This window comes from Gryllotalpicola ginsengisoli DSM 22003 (assembly GCF_000419445.1).
Lineage (GTDB): Bacteria > Actinomycetota > Actinomycetes > Actinomycetales > Microbacteriaceae > Gryllotalpicola > Gryllotalpicola ginsengisoli.
Genome location: NZ_AULK01000004.1, coordinates 1 through 16454, shown reverse-complemented (window position 1 = coordinate 16454; position 16454 = coordinate 1). Strand labels below are relative to the sequence as shown.

The 16454-nt window shown below is 68.0% G+C and carries 15 protein-coding genes, 1 tRNA gene and 2 rRNA genes; 14 read left to right on the top strand and 4 right to left on the bottom strand.

Translation table 11 applies throughout. The features are described 5' to 3' along the window. Positions 1–39 precede the first annotated feature (39 nt). Together H563_RS0108605 and H563_RS15820 are read right to left on the bottom strand one after the other, a co-directional pair. Positions 40–1350 (bottom strand): hypothetical protein, encoded by a 1311-nt coding sequence (locus H563_RS0108605; protein WP_022882200.1) that lies wholly within the window; start codon positions 1348–1350, stop codon positions 40–42. A 517-nt stretch (positions 1351–1867) separates the two neighbouring features. Further along, positions 1868–2908 (bottom strand): DNA glycosylase AlkZ-like family protein, encoded by a 1041-nt coding sequence (locus H563_RS15820; protein WP_155865123.1) that lies wholly within the window; start codon positions 2906–2908, stop codon positions 1868–1870. 24 nt (positions 2909–2932) lie between these two features. Here H563_RS15820 and H563_RS0108590 point away from each other — a divergent pair, with 24 nt between their 5' ends. From H563_RS0108590 to H563_RS0108570, 5 genes are all read left to right on the top strand, one after another. After that, positions 2933–3379 (top strand): MaoC family dehydratase N-terminal domain-containing protein, encoded by a 447-nt coding sequence (locus H563_RS0108590; protein ID WP_022882197.1) that lies wholly within the window; start codon positions 2933–2935, stop codon positions 3377–3379. After that, on the top strand, positions 3379–3819 hold the full coding sequence (locus H563_RS0108585; protein ID WP_022882196.1) for a MaoC/PaaZ C-terminal domain-containing protein: 441 nt from the start codon (positions 3379–3381) through the stop codon (positions 3817–3819). The genes H563_RS0108590 and H563_RS0108585 overlap by 1 nt, the downstream gene beginning before the upstream one ends. Continuing rightward, positions 3816–4889, top strand: a complete 1074-nt coding sequence (locus tag H563_RS0108580; RefSeq protein WP_022882195.1) for a UDP-N-acetylmuramate dehydrogenase — start codon at positions 3816–3818, stop codon at positions 4887–4889. Before H563_RS0108585 ends, H563_RS0108580 begins: the two co-directional genes overlap by 4 nt. A 79-nt stretch (positions 4890–4968) precedes the next feature. Next, on the top strand, positions 4969–5937 hold the full coding sequence (locus H563_RS0108575; RefSeq protein WP_022882194.1) for an ATP-binding cassette domain-containing protein: 969 nt from the start codon (positions 4969–4971) through the stop codon (positions 5935–5937). Positions 5938–5958: 21 nt separating this feature from the next. After that, positions 5959–6720, top strand: a complete 762-nt coding sequence (locus H563_RS0108570) for an ABC transporter permease (RefSeq protein WP_022882193.1) — start codon at positions 5959–5961, stop codon at positions 6718–6720. A 13-nt stretch (positions 6721–6733) separates the two neighbouring features. Here H563_RS0108570 and H563_RS0108565 read toward each other — a convergent pair whose 3' ends face one another. Then, the gene (locus H563_RS0108565; RefSeq protein ID WP_033210279.1) at positions 6734–7135 is read right to left on the bottom strand and encodes a hypothetical protein; all 402 of its coding nucleotides are present in this window, start codon (positions 7133–7135) and stop codon (positions 6734–6736) included. Between the two features lie 2 nt (positions 7136–7137). Then, positions 7138–8715 (bottom strand): PspC domain-containing protein, encoded by a 1578-nt coding sequence (locus tag H563_RS15815; RefSeq protein ID WP_162138938.1) that lies wholly within the window; start codon positions 8713–8715, stop codon positions 7138–7140. A gap of 115 nt (positions 8716–8830) precedes the next feature. On the opposite strand from H563_RS15815, the gene H563_RS0108555 reads away from it, so the two are divergent. The 9 genes from H563_RS0108555 to H563_RS0108515 form a co-directional block, all read left to right on the top strand. After that, positions 8831–9841 (top strand): ATP-binding protein, encoded by a 1011-nt coding sequence (locus H563_RS0108555; RefSeq protein ID WP_022882190.1) that lies wholly within the window; start codon positions 8831–8833, stop codon positions 9839–9841. Continuing rightward, positions 9838–10497 carry a LuxR C-terminal-related transcriptional regulator gene (locus tag H563_RS0108550; RefSeq protein ID WP_022882189.1) on the top strand — a complete coding sequence of 220 codons (660 nt, stop codon included), beginning with the start codon at positions 9838–9840 and terminating at the stop codon, positions 10495–10497. Before H563_RS0108555 ends, H563_RS0108550 begins: the two co-directional genes overlap by 4 nt. 171 nt (positions 10498–10668) lie before the next feature. Further along, positions 10669–10741 (top strand) — tRNA-Trp (locus tag H563_RS0108545). A gap of 40 nt (positions 10742–10781) precedes the next feature. Beyond that, on the top strand, positions 10782–11057 hold the full coding sequence (secE, locus tag H563_RS0108540; protein ID WP_022882188.1) for a preprotein translocase subunit SecE: 276 nt from the start codon (positions 10782–10784) through the stop codon (positions 11055–11057). Between the two features lie 62 nt (positions 11058–11119). Next, a complete protein-coding gene (gene nusG, locus H563_RS0108535; protein ID WP_022882187.1) occupies positions 11120–12085 on the top strand; it encodes a transcription termination/antitermination protein NusG in 966 nt (321 codons plus the stop codon). A 98-nt stretch (positions 12086–12183) separates the two neighbouring features. Next, positions 12184–12615: a 50S ribosomal protein L11 gene (gene rplK / locus H563_RS0108530; protein WP_022882186.1), complete on the top strand. Its 432-nt coding sequence runs from the start codon at positions 12184–12186 to the stop codon at positions 12613–12615. A gap of 140 nt (positions 12616–12755) precedes the next feature. Further along, positions 12756–13445 carry a 50S ribosomal protein L1 gene (gene rplA / locus H563_RS0108525; protein WP_022882185.1) on the top strand — a complete coding sequence of 230 codons (690 nt, stop codon included), beginning with the start codon at positions 12756–12758 and terminating at the stop codon, positions 13443–13445. A gap of 559 nt (positions 13446–14004) precedes the next feature. Beyond that, positions 14005–15528, top strand: a 16S ribosomal RNA gene (locus tag H563_RS0108520). Positions 15529–15936: 408 nt separating this feature from the next. Further along, positions 15937–16454, top strand: a 23S ribosomal RNA gene (locus H563_RS0108515); the annotation flags it as partial.

The window sequence follows — 16454 nt, the reverse complement described above, 5'->3', positions numbered from 1 at the left end:
GGACCCCGTCGGGTGACGAGGGAGCGGAGATCGACCTACCTAGTCAGGAGTCGAGTCGTGGTCGTAGACGACGGATGCCGGCAGCGCATCCGTCTCCGCGACGATGGTGCTCTCCGCGAGGTCCGCGGAGACGTTCGCTGCGTCGCCGAAAGCGGCGGGCGTGAGGTTCGTGGAGCCGCCCCCGGCAGAGCCGCCGGAGGTCACAGCCAGGTCGGCGCCGCCGTTGCCGCTGAGCGGCGAGAACGGTGCCGGAAGACCCGCGCCGCCGAGCAGCGCGGCGGCGGCCGTGCCGGGCGCGGCCGCCGACGCGGTGTCGACCGTGCCGACGACGGCGACCGCCGGCGGGAGCACGGGGCCGAACACCGATGCCGCGGGCGACGGGGCCACATCCGCGCGGAGAGTCGTTGCGCTCGCCGACGCGTCAGCCGCGGCGGATGCGCTCGGCGCGGTAGGCGTCATCGGACCCGTGACGGTCACCGAGGAAGAAGCCGTGGGCGCCTGCAGCACCCCGTCGAGGCTCGGCAGCAGCGCGGTCACGACGGGGTCGGGCGAGATCGAGCCCGCGGCATCCGTCGTCTCGCCGCGCACGATTCCGGTCGTCGCCGAGGTGGCGGCACCGACGGTGTCGTCGAGGTTCGCGGCGCTCGGGGAGAGCACCGACGTGAGGGGCTGCGGGCCGATCAGGGTGCGAGCAAGGTCTCCCGCCACGGGGGTCTTCTCGACGTCGTCAACCAGGGTGTCCGCCGTCGTCGCGACGGCGTTCACGAGCTTCGTCGCGGGCTTCGCGGCGGGGACGCTGTCGACGGCGTCGGTGACACTCGCTGTCGCGTCACGAACCGCCGCGCGAGTGTCTTCGGGGACCGCCGCAGTGGCCTGCGCGGCCGTGTTCTGCACGGTGCCCATAGTCTTCTGGGCGACGTGCGAGACGGTGCTCGTGGCCGCACCCGCCGTCTGGCCGACGTCGGTCAGAGTGCCGCCGAGCACCGAGCCGTCCTGGGCCGCCGGAGGGGTCGCAGATGCGGGCTGGGTGGCGGTGGACGCGGGTTGGGCGGCGGAGGTCGATGCGGACTGCGAGCTGGGGGCGACGGTGTCGAGCGTCTTCGAGGCCGTCGCATCGGCCGCGTGGAGCACGCGGGTCGCGGCGGCGGTCATGCCGTCCGCGAGGCCGCCGAGCGGGTTCGAGACGGATGCCTCGGTGGTCGCAGTGGGGGATTCCGATTCGGCCGCATGGGCCCGGTCGGGAGTGAGGACTTGGGAGAGGGCGAAGATGCCGACGCCGAGCGCTCCTGCGATCAGGGCAGCGCGAAGCACGGCGGCGAGCCGGCCGTTCCCCTCGTGCTCCGAGCGCATACGTCCCCCAAAAGAGTCACAGCCAAGCTACGAGGTGCCCGGCTGTTGAGCAACACAACTCCGACGAATGACCCCCGAAAGGGGGGTAGCCCGCAGGCGCCGGACACGCCGCGACGTTCGCACCTCGCGCAGTCCGTCTTCGGCAGAATCCGCCCTCCGCTCCGCCCGATGTCGGTGGTGCCCGATCTACTGGGTGTGGAAGGAATTGTGCGGAACCCTGTTGAAACAGCTGTGGAGAAAAAAATCCGCGAAACACCACATCTAGTGGGATGACACGAGTGTAATTCCCGATATATAGTGGCTCTACCGCCGCACGCGGAAGGGGCTGCAGCCCCGCCCAAGCTTCCAGTTCCTGAAGGGGGATCCCATGGACTACGAGAACAACGACACCGTCGGCGGCTACGCGGTTCCCGTCGACCCGATGGACCTTCTGCAGTGTGACAGCTGCCAGTAAGGCGATCAGTCTTAGTGAAGGGCCCCGGCACATGCCGGGGCCCTTCCTATGTCCGGGCGCGCCTCACCCGTGCGGCCAGGCGGCGACCGCCTTCTCGATCGCGCGCCTCACACCGGCCGGGACTCGCTCGATCAGCTCGACGGCCGGCGGCCCACTGCGTGCCGAGCGTGAGGCCCGCCACGTGCCGACCGCCACGCCGTCGACCAGCACAGCAGGTCGGAACACGCCGTTGCCACCGGGAACGATCGCGTCGAGCATCGCGGGGCTTGCGACGAGTGAGCGGTCGGCGTAGCCGAGGATCCACTCGTCGAATCCCGGGACGAGGATGACCCCGCTCGGCTCAGGGGCGTGCGGTTCGCCGACCACCCAGGCGGGCGAACCTTCGACGCGCACCTCGACGAGATCCTCGATCGCTTCCGCGGCGCGGCGCAGGGCGGCCCTCGGCAGCTTCGTCCACCACGCGAGGTCGGTCTCGCTCACGGGTCCGCGGGCCGCGATGTACCCGCGGACCACCGCGGCGAGAGCTGCGTCGGGATCGGCGGGGGCTGCCGTGGTCGAACGCACCAGCAGCTGCTCCGTGCCGGTGTCGTCGAACGGCCCCCAATGGGCGAGTCCGTCGACGCACAGGTGCATGAGCAGGTGATAGCCGCGGCCGCCGACCGCGTCGATCCCCGCCTCTATTAAGAGGTCGAGGGCCTCCGCGCGCCGCAACGGATGCGCGGCCAGAGCCTCGGCGAGCACGTCGCGTGCGCGGGCGACGACCTCGTCGGTCAGACCGAGCTGCTCCCGCCGCCGTGCCGCGGCCCGGTGCGTGCGCTCGGAGGTGAAGTGCAGCAGCGCCGCCAGGTGCTCGGGGGTCGTCGCGAACAGAGTGCCGCGCATCGGCCAGGAGCGAACCAGGGCGCCGGTGTCGAACGCCGCCCGCACCTCGGCCACCGTGGTGCCGGGGCGGGAGCGGATGGCGATCGCTCGCAGCACGGCGGGCAGATCCTGCCCCTGCAGGGCGATCGCGCGCTGCACCACGGCGGCCGGCTCGAGGTCGGAGCCGTCCAGTACGTGCGATCGCACGCGCATCCGTCGCGCCCGCTCCGCGGTGAGCTCCACGCCGCCCACAATAGACTGGGCTCCGTGCCGATCAACCCCGAACTCCAGGGCCGCACGATGCCGCCCACCGAGCCGTATCTGGTGGGCCGCGAGAAGGTGCGTGAGTTCGCCCGCGCGGTGTTCGCGACCAATCCCGTGAACCTCGACCCGGATGCCGCGCGTGCCGCCGGCTACTCCGACGTGGTCGCGCCGACGACGTTCCCCATCGTCATCCAGCAGCTCACTCTCGACCGGCTGCTGGCAGAGCCCGACACCGGCATCGATTTCAGCCGCGTGGTGCACGGCGATCAGCGCTTCAGCTACTCCCGCCCGATCGTGGCAGGCGATCTGCTCACCGCGCAGCTCACCGTCACGAGCGTGAAGACCCTGGGCGGCAACGCGATGGTGACGGCCGAGTCCGTGATCACCGACGAACACGGCGAGCACGTCGTCACAGCCACGTCGACGCTCGTCGTGCGAGGGGAGGACTGATGACGACCGCAGAGGAACTCACCGTCGGGGACGTGGTCGCGGAGGCATCCGTCGAACTGAGCCGCGACGCCCTCGTGCGCTACGCCGGCGCCTCGGGCGACTTCAACCCGATCCACTACCGCGACGACGTCGCGGCGTCGGTCGGCCTGCCCGGCGTGCTCGCGCACGGCATGCTCACCATGGGCGTGGCCGTGCAGCCGGTCGTCGACTGGATCGGCGATCCGGGCCGCATCGTCGACTACCAGGTGCGCTTCACGCGTCCCGTCGTCGTCGACCCCGAGTCGGGCGCGCGCCTCGAGATCACGGCAAAGGTCGGCAAGCTCGACGCCGACGCCGACGCCGACGCCGACGCCGACCCCGGCACCGCGCGCATCGACCTCACCGTCGCCTACGACGGACAGACCGTGCTCGGCAAGGCCCAGGTCGTCGTCCGCCTGTGACCGACACGATCCCCGCCCTTGCCGGGCTGACGACCTTGCGGGTCGGCGGCCGTCCCGCCGAGTTCGTGGCGCCGGCCGACGAACAGTCCCTCGTCGAAGAAGCCCGTCGGCTGTGGTCGAGCAGCGAGCCATGGGCGATCCTCGCCGGCGGCTCGAACACCGTCGCCCCCGACGAAGGCTTCGACGGCGCCGTGCTGCATGTCGCCACCCGCGGAGTCGAGCGGCTCGACGCACCCGACGGCGAGGTGCGGCTGCGCGTGCAGGCCGGCGAGCCGTGGGACGACGTCGTGCGACTCGCCGTCGAGAACGGCTGGGCGGGCATCGAGGCGCTCAGCGGCATCCCCGGATCGACCGGTGCGGTGCCGGTGCAGAACGTCGGCGCGTACGGGCAAGAGGTCGCCGGCGCCCTCCTCGCGGTCGACGTGCTCGACGCCGACACGCTCGAGGTGCGCCGGCTCGCCGCATCCGATCTCGGTCTCGGCTACCGCACGTCGATCTTCAAACGCGGCTACGAAGCGCTCATCACGGCCGTCGAGCTGCGACTTGCCGCAAGCGGCACGGATTCCTCGGCACTCGGCTCCCCAGTCGCCTATGCCCAGCTCGCCGCCGCCCTCGACGTTCCGCTCGGCACGCGCGTGCCGCTCGCCGATGCCCGTGCGTGCGTCCTCGCCCTGCGCCGGTCCAAGGGCATGGTGCTCGACCCCGCCGATCCGGACTCGACGAGCGCGGGCTCCTTCTTCACCAACCCGATCGTGACCGAGAGCTTCGCCCGCGGTCTGCCAGATGACGCCCCGCGCTGGCCGCTCGGAGACGAGCAGCCCGACGACGGCCCGATCCTGGTCAAGCTGAGCGCCGCGTGGCTGATCGAGCATGCCGGCATCCGCCGCGGCTTCGCTCTGCCCGGATCCCGGGCCGCGGTGTCCGGCAAGCACACGCTCGCGATCACGAACCGCGGCGGGGCGAGCGCGGAAGAGGTGCTGCAGCTCGCCTCGTTCATCCAGGCCCGGGTCTCGGCCGACTTCGCCATCAACCTGCAACCCGAGCCCGTCATCCTGAGCAACGCCCGCTGACGCGGATCGGCTCTTGCGCCCTCCGGGTCGCCCCGCTATCTTGAACGCGATATATCGCGATATAGCGAGAGGACTCGAGATGATCCGTGCACGCGGGCTCGCCCGCACCTTCCAGACGCGCCGGGGCGGCGAGCAGGTCACGGTCGAGGCGGTCAAGGGCGTCGACCTCGACGTCGAGGCAGGCGAAATCGTCGGCTTCCTCGGCCCCAACGGCGCCGGCAAGACCACGACCCTGCGCATGCTCACCACGCTGCTGGCTCCGACCGGCGGCACGGCGACGGTCGCCGGCCATGACCTCGCCTCCGACCCGGTGGGCGTTCGCCGCTCCATCGGCTACGTCAGCCAGAGCGGATCCACGGCCTCCGCCGGCGTCAAGGCAGGCGAAGAAATCGTCGATCACGGACTGCTGTACGGCATCGACCGAGCCCGCGCCGAGGCGCGTGGCCGCGAGCTGTTCGAGCAGCTCGACTTGGCGGGCATGTGGGGCCGCGAGCCGAAGACGCTCTCCGGCGGCCAGCGCCGCAGGCTCGACATCGCGATGGGCCTCGTGCACGATCCCGGCCTCGTCTTCCTGGACGAGCCGACGACGGGTCTCGACCCGCAAGCGCGGGCGAATCTCTGGGTGCACATCGCAGGTCTTCGCCAGCGTCTGGGCACCACCGTCTTCCTCACCACCCACTATCTCGACGAGGCGGACGCGCTGTGTGACCGCGTGCTGGTCATCGACCACGGGGAGATCGTTGCGGCTGACACTCCCGATGCGCTGAAGCGACAGGTCGCGGGCGATCTCATCGAGCTCGTGCTCGGCGACCCGAGCCACGTGTCGCTCGCCGCGGAGCATCTGGCCCGCATCGCTTCCGACTCCGCCACCGACGTGAACGGCGCCGTGGTCAGCGGCCGCGTGCCGAGCGCCGGCCTTGAACTGCCCGGGCTGCTGCGCTCGCTCGACGCCGCGGGGGTGGCTCTGGCCTCGATCGAGGTGCGGCGCCCGACCCTCGACGACGTCTTCCTCACCATGACCGGCCGCTCGCTGCGCGACGGCCGCTAGCTCGACCGCAAAGGCCTCACGATGAACTTCTTCTCCGCCACCGGCATCGTCTTTCGTCGCCAGCTGCGACAGAACCTGCGCAACCCGGTCTGGATCATCATCGGGCTCGCGCAGCCCGTGCTGTACCTCTGCCTCTTCGGCCCGCTGCTCAAGCCGCTCGCCTCCCAGATCGGAACGAGCAACGCGTACACCTTCTTCGTGCCCGGCCTGCTGCTGCAACTGGGTCTCTTCGGCGCGCTGTTCGCCGGCTTCGGGCTCGTGTCGGAGTGGCGCGAAGGCGTCATCGAGGCCGAACGGGTCACGCCCGCGCCGCGCACGGCTCTGCTGCTCGGGCGGGTGCTGCGCGACTGCGCGCTCGTCGCCGTTCAGGGCGTCGTCCTCATCGCGCTCGGATTCGCATTCGGCCTGCGGGGTGACGTCGGCGGAATGCTGCTCGGGCTGATCATCACGGTCCTGCTCGGGGGCGCCTGCTCGTCCGCCTCCTACGCGCTCGGCCTGGCGACAAAGAGCGAGGACGTCCTGGCACCGATCCTCAACAGCATCGCTCTTCCCGTCATGCTCCTGTCGGGCATCATGCTGCCGATCAGCGTGGCGACCGGCGCGCCGAAGTGGCTGGTCTGGCTCTCCGACGTCATCCCGACGAAGTACGTCGTGAACGGCATCCGCACCGCGTTCACGGGCGACCTGCTCGCCGGGCCGACGGTCTGGGCGTTCGCCTGGGCGGCGATCTTCGTCGCCGCCGGGCTGTGGATCGGCACTCGCACGTTCCGCAAGGACGCCTGACCGACGGCGGGCGTCAGGGGCGACGAGTGCTTCGTCCGCCGTCGCCCGTCGCCGCCCGCAAACCGGCGATCAGCCCGGTCACCAGCAGCAGCCCGCCGAGCGCGACGGCCGCCGCGATGATCCACCCGCCGTCACTCAGCCCCACCACCCACTCGCTGAATGACGAACGTCGCTCGGGGTCGAGCAGTGTCCAGATCGTCGCCCAACCGGCGGCGACGAAGACCAGCCCCCACACGATCCCGGCCCAGCGGATGCGCGGTGAGGGGGTGCGCCCGGTGAGTTCGGTGCTTCCCTCCCGCGCACCCGTCAGCCAGCCGCCGAGCGTGTCGGTGTCGCCGCCGCTCTGATCGAGCCGCGCCGTCTCAGCCGTCTCGACCGTGCGCACCTGGTCGGTGTTCTCACGTGCGTCGCTCATCATCACTCCTCATCGATCCGATTGCCGCTGTTCGGCGCGTCGCCGCCGCCGTAGTAGACGTACACGGCGCCGTGCCCCTGGCTCACCTCGACCACAAGCCGGGCAGCTCCGCCGGCCGGAGTCTCGTACGACGCCGTCGCGGTCCGCCCGTCGCTCGCCGCCGCCGCGTGGGTCTGCTTTTCGATCTGACCGAAGCCGGCGGCGTAGACGTACGGGCGGATGCGCGAATCGGTGCTGTGCACGACTACCCGGGCCTCGACGCCGGTGGCGACGTAGACGGCAACCGAGCCGAACGACTGCTGGATCTCGATGTGTCGCACGCCGTCGTCCGGCACGTCGGCGGCGGCGGCATCGACCTCCACCTGCCCGGCGAATTGACTGACTGCTCGGTCCTGGCCGGCGTCGTAGCGCGAGTACCCGACGGGTGCGCCGTTGCGCGGCCATCCGAAGCTCGCGACGCCGAGGACGATCGTGACGATGGCGAAGAACGCGAGCACGCCGCTGCGGCGGCGCACCGCGCCTGCCACCATCATGGCGACGCCGAGAGCGAGGAGGGCTGAGGCGAACCCGATGGGTCCGGCGTACGGCAGCAACGCATCCTCCTGCGCCGCGGTCGCGCCCGCGATGCCGCCGGCCAGCAGCGCGACGCCGAGCGCGAGGGCGACGAACCAGCCGGAGACGCGCGGGTTCGCCGCGCGACGCAGCCGGCGCTGCTCCTCCGCGTTCGCGGCGATCGCCTGCGACTGCGCCCGCATCTCGGCCGAGCGCAGGTCGCGCAGGCGGCGCTGCTCGGCGCGCTGCTGCTCCTGCCACGCGGCATGCTGCTCGCGCCACGCGGCATACTGCTCGCGCCACGCAGTCATGTCGTCTTTCGACGCTCCGGCCGAAGGAGCGGCCGGCACCTCGGGCGGGACCTCGGCGGCCGCTGTGGTCCCCGGGGCGGCGGCGGCACCAGCATCGGAAGCCGTGCGATCCTGGGCAGCAGTCCCGCCGCCCCGAGAGTCTGCGACAGGGGCGTCGGTGCCCCCGTATGGACTGGAATTCTGCGCCTTCCACGACGGCTGATGCTGCTGCGACGCGCCGCGGACGCGCTGGACGACCCACACCACGAACCAGACGATGAGCGCGATGATCGCGAGATTCCACAGCACCCGGAACAACGCGGCCGGGGCAGCCGCCCACCAGGGGCTCCCGACCAGCCCGTCGCCGGCCCACCACACGCCCTGCGCGACGGGCAGGAACGACAGCAGCACGAGGATGCCGATTCCGATCAGCGGCGCGTCGAAGACCCCGCGCAGCATGCGCTCGAGGTGGATGTCGCCGTGCGTGTCGGGCAGCAGCAACCAGGCCGCCGCATAGAAGAGGAACGCGGGGCCGCCGAGCACGGCGACCACGACGACGATGCCGCGCACGATGAGCGGGTCGAGGCCGGTGCGGATCGCGATCCCGCCGCACACCCCGCCGAGCCATCCGTCGGCGCGCACCACGCCGAGGCTGCGCAGCCAGGTGAAGAATCGGTTCGACGGCGGCGGCGTCGGGGCGCCCTCCGGCGCCTGAGGGGAAGAAGTCTGGTTCGTCACGTTCCGATGGTGCCGCCGCATCCGTCTCCGCTGCCATGAGGGGGTGCCCTGATCCGACCCTGAAAAGCGACGCCGGGGCGACTCAGGGTGGGACGACGGATGCTTGGATGCTGGCATGACCTCCATGCCGGCCCGCCCCCTGCCGCCGCAGCGGCTGCCGCTCGTGCGGCCGCGCGACTGCGTGCTGGGCGGCGTCAGCGTGGCGGTGGCCCGCCATCTCGGCTGGAGCGTGTCGGCGACGCGGTGGGTGTTCGCCGGACTCGGCTTCGTCGGCGGCGCCGGCGTGCTCATGTACCTCTGGCTGTGGGCGACCGTTCCGGTCGAAGAGGCGACGGATGCCGCATCCGATGCGCCCGTCCGCCATCGCATCCCCCTGCGTTGGCTCGTCGTCGGCCTCTCGCTGCTCGCCGCGATCTGGCTCCTGCTCGCCTGGGGCGGCTCGGGCGGCGTCGTCGCAGGGCTGCTCTTCACCCTGGCGGTGCTCGTGGCGGCCGCAGCCGTCTTCGCGCCGGTCGGCGTGCGGCTGTGGCACGAGCTCATCACCGAGCGCACCAAGCGCGTGCGGGAGGAGGAGCGCGCGGAGATGGCGGCGCACCTGCACGATTCCGTGCTGCAGACCCTGGCGCTCATCCAGAACCGCGCCGGCCCCTCCAGCGAGGTGGCCCGGATCGCGCGGGCACAGGAGCGTGAACTGCGGGAGTGGCTGTATGCCGGCACCGGCTCGGCCGACGCCGACCTCGCGACGGATCTGAAGGACTACGCGACGGCGCTCGAGCTCGACTACCCGGTGCGCGTCGAGCTCGTCGCCGTCGGCACCACTGCAGAGCGCTCCAGCGGAGAGCTCGCCGCGGCGTGCCGGGAAGCGATGCTGAACGCCGCCCGTCACGCCGGGGGCGAGGTCTCGGTCTACATCGAGGGGTCCGTTTCCGCCGTCGACGTGTTCATCCGCGATCGCGGGCCGGGCTTCGATCCCGCGCGCGTGCCCGAGGACCGCCTCGGTGTGCGAGAGTCGATCATCGGTCGGATGCGCCGTGCCGGCGGATCGGCGACCGTGCGTCGTGGCGCAGGTGGGGTCGGCACCGAGGTCCACTTGCACTTCGAGCCGGGGCGGAAGGAGGAATCGTGACCGGGAAACCGATCAGCGTGGTCGTGGTCGATGACCACTCCATCTTCCGTTCCGGCCTGAAAGCCGACCTCGACGCATCGGTGTCCGTCGTCGCCGAGGCTGGCGATGTCGACTCGGCCGTCGCGGCCGTCGTCGAGAACCGGCCGGATGTCGTCCTGCTCGACGTGCATCTCCCAGGCGGGTCGGGCGGCGGCGGTGCAGAGGTGATCCGCCGCTCCTCCGGTCAGGCGCCGCGAACCCGGTTCCTCGCACTGAGTGTGAGCGACTCCGCGGAGGACGTCGTCGGCGTCATCCGTGCCGGAGCCCGAGGCTACATCACGAAGGGCAGCTCGGGCGCCGAGGTCAGTCGCGCGGTCGCGACGGTCGCCGGCGGCGACGCGGTGTTCTCCCCGCGCCTGGCGGGGTTCGTGCTCGACGCCTTCGGCGCGGCGGCCGGCGAGCAGGCGAGCACCGATGAGGAGCTCGACCGTCTTTCTGCGCGCGAGCGCGAGGTGATGCGGCTGATCGCCCGCGGCTACTCGTATAAAGAGGTAGCCGCCGAGCTGTACATCTCCATCAAGACCGTAGAGACGCACGTCTCCGCCGTGCTGCGCAAGCTCCAGCTGTCCTCGCGCCACGAGCTGACCGCGTGGGCGCTCGAGCGTCGCCTGCTGTGACCCCCGTGCGATCGGATGCCTCGTCGCCACCCCGCCTCGGCGCGTTTTGCCCCCCGCGGAGCCGTCGCCTAGACTGTCGCGAGGTAGTTGAAATCTGCCAAACTTTCCCGTGCCCGAAACTCCTCGTCTTCGAGGTCCTCCGGCGCAGAGTGAGCCGGATTTCATCCCCCTAGGGCGGTGGCTCAATTGGTAGAGCAGCGGTCTCCAAAACCGCAGGTTGCAGGTTCGAGTCCTGTCCGCCCTGCAAGTCGGCACGTCGTGCCGGCCCGTGAAAGGTGAACTGAGTGGCCCGTAAAGTCATCGACGAACCCAGCGAGGACCTCGTCGCGATTGCGAAGAAGGAACGTGCGCAGCGTCGCAACCCCTTCGCCCGGGTCGCCCTGTTCATCCGTCAGGTCTTCGGCGAGCTGAGGAAGGTCGTCACGCCGACCCGCAACGAGCTGCTGAGCTACACCGCCGTCGTGCTGGTCTTCGTGATCATCATGATGGCCCTCGTGTTCGGCCTCGACCAGCTGTTCGGCTGGCTCGTCCTCCTCGCCTTCGGCACGTCCGGCTCCTGACGTCCGGGCCACGCACGCTGTGCCGGGCGAATACCGCAGTGACAGGAATGGATTGATAACCAGTGGCAAAGAGTGAGCGCGAAGACGTCGACTGGTCGACGGCCGCCGAGCAGTCCGCCGACGACGACGAGGCCCAGTCGGGCAACAGCCTCGCCGCGGACGAGGCCAGCGTCGACAATGCCGAGCACCGTGCACTGCACGTAGACGACACCGACACAGAGTCGGCCGACCTCGATTCCGTGCTCGACGCGATCGCCGCGACGAGCGACCCCGAGGCCGACGAGGTCGTGGACGAGGCGCTCGAGGTGCCGACGATCGAAGACGCCGAGGCCGCGGTCGAGGCGCTCGAGGATGCCGAAGAGGCGGAGGCCGAGAGCGAGGCCGCCGAGACGGCCACCGAGCCTGAGGACGTGGATCCGTACGAAGCGTTCAAGGCTGAGCTGCGCGCCAAGCCGGGCAAGTGGTACGTCGTGCACTCCTATGCCGGCTTCGAGCGTCGCGTGAAATCGAACCTCGAGAACCGCATCCAGTCGATGGACATGCAGGACTACATCTTCCAGATCGAGGTCCCGATGGAAGACGTGGTCGAGATCAAGAACGGTCAGCGCAAGATGGTCACCCGCGTGCGCATCCCCGGCTACGTGTTGGTGCGCATGGATCTCAACGAAGACAGCTGGTCGGTCGTGCGTCACACGCCGGGGGTCACCGGCTTCGTCGGCAACGCGCACAACCCGACGCCGCTGCGCTTCAACGAGGCGTTCGAGATGCTGAAGAGCCTCGTGCAGGTCGAGGCTGCTCCGACCGGCCGCGGGGCGGCCAAGGGCGCCAAGGCGGCGGCACGCGCCATCCCCGCCGAGGTCGACTTCGAGATCGGCGAGACCATCACGATCAAGGAGGGGTCGTTCGCGGGTCTGCCCGGGACGATCAGCGAGATCAACACGCAGAGCGGCAAGCTCACGGTCCTCGTGTCGCTCTTCGAGCGTGAGACGCCCGTCGAGCTCAGCTTCGACCAGGTCACCAAGCTGTAAGAGGCATCCAGCCTCTTCGACTACGATTCTCCAGTCCACCGCCGGCGACCGCCGCGCGGGAGAGCGCCCTGACGGGCACTCGAACAGAAAGGAAACCAATGGCTCCCAAGAAGAAGGTCACTGGTCTGATCAAGCTTCAGATCAAGGCCGGCGCCGCGAACCCCGCTCCGCCCATCGGCCCCGCACTGGGTCAGCACGGCGTCAACATCATGGAGTTCTGCAAGGCGTACAACGCTGCGACGGAATCGCAGCGCGGCAACGTCATCCCGGTCGAGATCACCGTCTACGAGGACCGCTCGTTCACGTTCGTTCTCAAGACCCCGCCCGCTGCGGAGCTGATCAAGAAGGCTGCCGGCGTAGCCAAGGGCTCGGGTGTGCCGCACACCAACAAGGTGGGCAAGATCACCCGCGAGCAGGTGCGCGACATCGCGCAGCAGAAGCTCGTCGACCTCAACGCCAACGACCTCGACGCCGCCGAGAAGATCATCGCCGGCACCGCCCGCTCCATGGGCATCACGGTCGACGCGTAAGTCCCTCGCGGACCGGTCACGCCCAGCGTGACCGCCCCGCTGGTCGACCAACGCGAAGCGTGAGTGCGGACCAGCACCACAAGCAACTGTGGCAGCGCCGGCCAGGCGCGATGACCACCATCTCGCAAGGAGAAATCAACATGGCACAGAAGTCCAAGGCCTACCGGGCTGCGGCCGAGAAGATCGAGCCCGGCAAGTTCTACACCCCGTCCGAGGCTGTCGCCCTCGCCAAGGAGACCGGGTCGGCGAAGTTCAACTCGACCGTCGAGGTCGCGCTCAAGCTGGGCGTCGACCCGCGAAAGGCCGACCAGATGGTGCGCGGCACCGTCATCCTCCCGCACGGCACCGGCAAGACGGCCCGCGTTGTCGTCTTCGCGACCGGTCCCGCGGCTGAGGCCGCGCTCGCTGCCGGCGCCGACGAGGTCGGCGGCGATGAGCTGATCGAGAAGGTCGCCGGCGGTTACACCGCCTTCGACGCCGCCGTCGCCACCCCGGAAATGATGGGCAAGGTCGGCCGGCTTGGAAAGGTGCTGGGCCCGCGCGGTCTGATGCCGAACCCGAAGACCGGCACCGTGACTCCGAACCCGGCGAAGGCCGTCGAGGAGATCAAGGGCGGCAAGATCGAGTTCCGCGTCGACAAGCACGCGAACGTGCACCTGGTCGTCGGCAAGGCCGGCTTCACCGCTGAGCAGCTCGACGAGAACTTCCGCGCCGCGCTCGACGAGGTGCAGCGTCTCAAGCCCTCGTCGGCGAAGGGCCGCTACATCCAGAAGGGCGCCGTGTCGACCACGTTCGGGCCCGGCATCCCGCTCGACGTCAACGCGCTGTAAGCATCGCAGCACTTCTATGAGGAGCCCGTCACGAGACGGGCTCCTCATTGTCGTTCCTAGCCCGAAAATTAGACGGAACACCGTCCCGACCAGGAACGTGAACGGCCCCTTTGGACGGATGCGAGGGGCTTGAGCGCTCGCGATCACGTCCGTCTCCGCGATGAAGACCGCCGTAACGCGCGCGACACGCCCGGGAAACGGCGGCAATTTGTGACGTCCCGGAAGCCTGCGTAAACTAGCTACTTGTCACCCCAAAGGTGCGGCTGAGCGGAACCGCTCGCCGGCCTCAAGCGGAGACGATCTTCAGCCTCAGGCAGGCTCCTTCGACTTGGAGTGAGATGCCGCGAGTGCTAAGCTAGACAAGTTGCCTCGGAGCGAAACCGGCGAGTTGATCGTCGGAAGAATCCGGGTGCGTACGGTCCTTGAGAACTCAACAGCGTGCACATTGTCAATGCCAATTGTCCCTGGCATCTGGCCTTTTTGGTTGGGTGTTTGGGTTCCTTTGGTTTGAGAGATGTCAGTTTTGATGTCTGCTAGGTCGAACTAGTGCAAATTTTTTTTTGTGGAGAGTTTGATCCTGGCTCAGGACGAACGCTGGCGGCGTGCTTAACACATGCAAGTCGAACGATGAAGCCCTGTGCTTGCACGGGGTGGATTAGTGGCGAACGGGTGAGTAACACGTGAGTAACCTGCCCTGGACTCTGGGATAAGCGCTGGAAACGGCGTCTAATACTGGATAGGACCTCGCATCGCATGGTGTGGGGTGGAAAGATTTTTTGGTCTGGGATGGACTCGCGGCCTATCAGCTTGTTGGTGGGGTGATGGCCTACCAAGGCGACGACGGGTAGCCGGCCTGAGAGGGTGACCGGCCACACTGGGACTGAGACACGGCCCAGACTCCTACGGGAGGCAGCAGTGGGGAATATTGCACAATGGGCGAAAGCCTGATGCAGCAACGCCGCGTGGGGGATGACGGCCTTCGGGTTGTAAACCTCTTTTGGCAGGGAAGAAGCGAGAGTGACGGTACCTGCAGAAGAAGCACCGGCTAACTACGTGCCAGCAGCCGCGGTAATACGTAGGGTGCGAGCGTTGTCCGGAATTATTGGGCGTAAAGAGCTTGTAGGCGGTCTGTCGCGTCTGCTGTGAAATCCCGGGGCTCAACTCCGGGCGTGCAGTGGGTACGGGCAGGCTAGAGTGCGGTAGGGGAGAATGGAACTCCTGGTGTAGCGGTGGAATGCGCAGATATCAGGAAGAACACCGATGGCGAAGGCAGTTCTCTGGGCCGTAACTGACGCTGAGAAGCGAAAGCGTGGGGAGCGAACAGGATTAGATACCCTGGTAGTCCACGCCGTAAACGTTGGGCGCTAGATGTGGGGACCTTTCCACGGTTTCCGTGTCGTAGCTAACGCATTAAGCGCCCCGCCTGGGGAGTACGGCCGCAAGGCTAAAACTCAAAGGAATTGACGGGGGCCCGCACAAGCGGCGGAGCATGCGGATTAATTCGATGCAACGCGAAGAACCTTACCAAGGCTTGACATACACCGGAAACGGCCAGAGATGGTCGCCCCCTTGTGGTCGGTGTACAGGTGGTGCATGGTTGTCGTCAGCTCGTGTCGTGAGATGTTGGGTTAAGTCCCGCAACGAGCGCAACCCTCGTTCTATGTTGCCAGCGGTTCGGCCGGGGACTCATAGGAGACTGCCGGGGTCAACTCGGAGGAAGGTGGGGATGACGTCAAATCATCATGCCCCTTATGTCTTGGGCTTCACGCATGCTACAATGGCCGGTACAAAGGGCTGCGATGTCGTAAGGCGGAGCGAATCCCAAAAAGCCGGTCTCAGTTCGGATTGAGGTCTGCAACTCGACCTCATGAAGTCGGAGTCGCTAGTAATCGCAGATCAGCAACGCTGCGGTGAATACGTTCCCGGGCCTTGTACACACCGCCCGTCAAGTCATGAAAGTCGGTAACACCCGAAGCCAGTGGCCTAACCCTTGTGGAGGGAGCTGTCGAAGGTGGGATCGGTGATTAGGACTAAGTCGTAACAAGGTAGCCGTACCGGAAGGTGCGGCTGGATCACCTCCTTTCTAAGGAGCATCTGGCGCTTTTGGCGTCCAGGCGCCGGTTCCGAGGCGGATGTTCTCGGCCGGTTTGCTCATGGGTGGAACGTTGACAATGCCTGCTGGCGAGGTCGGCTGGGGTTAGTACGGCTCTTTCGGGGGTTTGGAACGCCGTGGTTGGCGGTTGTTGGTGGGGTGCGCGCTGTTGGGTCCTGAGGGACCGTGCCGGCTGGCTGCTTTCGGGTGGCTGGTGGACTGGTTTCTCGGGCCTGCCTGATGCCCTGTGTGGGTGGAGGGTGGGTGCCGGTCGTATTTTGAGAACTACACAGTGGACGCGAGCATCTTAGATCCGTGCATTCCTTCGGGGTGTGCGGGTCACCAATTTGGTCTGGTCCGGGCTTTGGCTCGGGCCGGTTCTTTTGACTCATGTTGTGGTGGCAAGTTTCTAAGAGCGAACGGTGGATGCCTTGGCATCTGGAGCCGATGAAGGACGTAGCAATCTGCGATAAGCCTCGGGGAGTTGATAAGCGAGCCGTGATCCGAGGATGTCCGAATGGGGAAACCTGGCCAGGCCCTTTGGGTGACCTGGTTACTCCCGCCTGAATGTATAGGGCGGGTAGAGGGAACGTGGGGAAGTGAAACATCTCAGTACCCACAGGAAGAGAAAACAACAGTGATTCCGTTAGTAGTGGCGAGCGAACGCGGAGGTGGCTAAACCTTCCACGTGTGATACCCGGCAGGGGTTGCGTGGTGGGGGTTGTGGGACCTTCTGGACAGATCTGCCGGTCTGTCGCGGTGACGTGTGCGTGGTATAGACGAACAGCTTGGAAAGGTTGGCCGTAGACGGTGAGAGCCCGGTAGTCGAAATGCTGCGCCGGCCGAGAGGGGATCCCAAGTAGCACGGGGCCCGAGAAATCCCGTGTGAATCTGCCAGGACCACCTGGTAAGCCTGA

Bases quoted from the DNA above. Each gene is read 5' to 3' on its own strand.
- H563_RS0108605 (WP_022882200.1), bottom strand. From the start codon at position 1,350: ATGCGCTCGGAGCACGAGGGGAACGGCCGGCTCGCCGCCGTGCTTCGC.
- H563_RS0108585 (WP_022882196.1), top strand. From the start codon at position 3,379: ATGACGACCGCAGAGGAACTCACCGTCGGGGACGTGGTCGCGGAGGCA.
- H563_RS0108575 (WP_022882194.1), top strand. From the start codon at position 4,969: ATGATCCGTGCACGCGGGCTCGCCCGCACCTTCCAGACGCGCCGGGGC.
- H563_RS0108570 (WP_022882193.1), top strand. From the start codon at position 5,959: ATGAACTTCTTCTCCGCCACCGGCATCGTCTTTCGTCGCCAGCTGCGA.
- H563_RS0108565 (WP_033210279.1), bottom strand. From the start codon at position 7,135: ATGAGCGACGCACGTGAGAACACCGACCAGGTGCGCACGGTCGAGACG.
- H563_RS0108555 (WP_022882190.1), top strand. From the start codon at position 8,831: ATGACCTCCATGCCGGCCCGCCCCCTGCCGCCGCAGCGGCTGCCGCTC.
- rplK (WP_022882186.1), top strand. From the start codon at position 12,184: ATGGCTCCCAAGAAGAAGGTCACTGGTCTGATCAAGCTTCAGATCAAG.
- rplA (WP_022882185.1), top strand. From the start codon at position 12,756: ATGGCACAGAAGTCCAAGGCCTACCGGGCTGCGGCCGAGAAGATCGAG.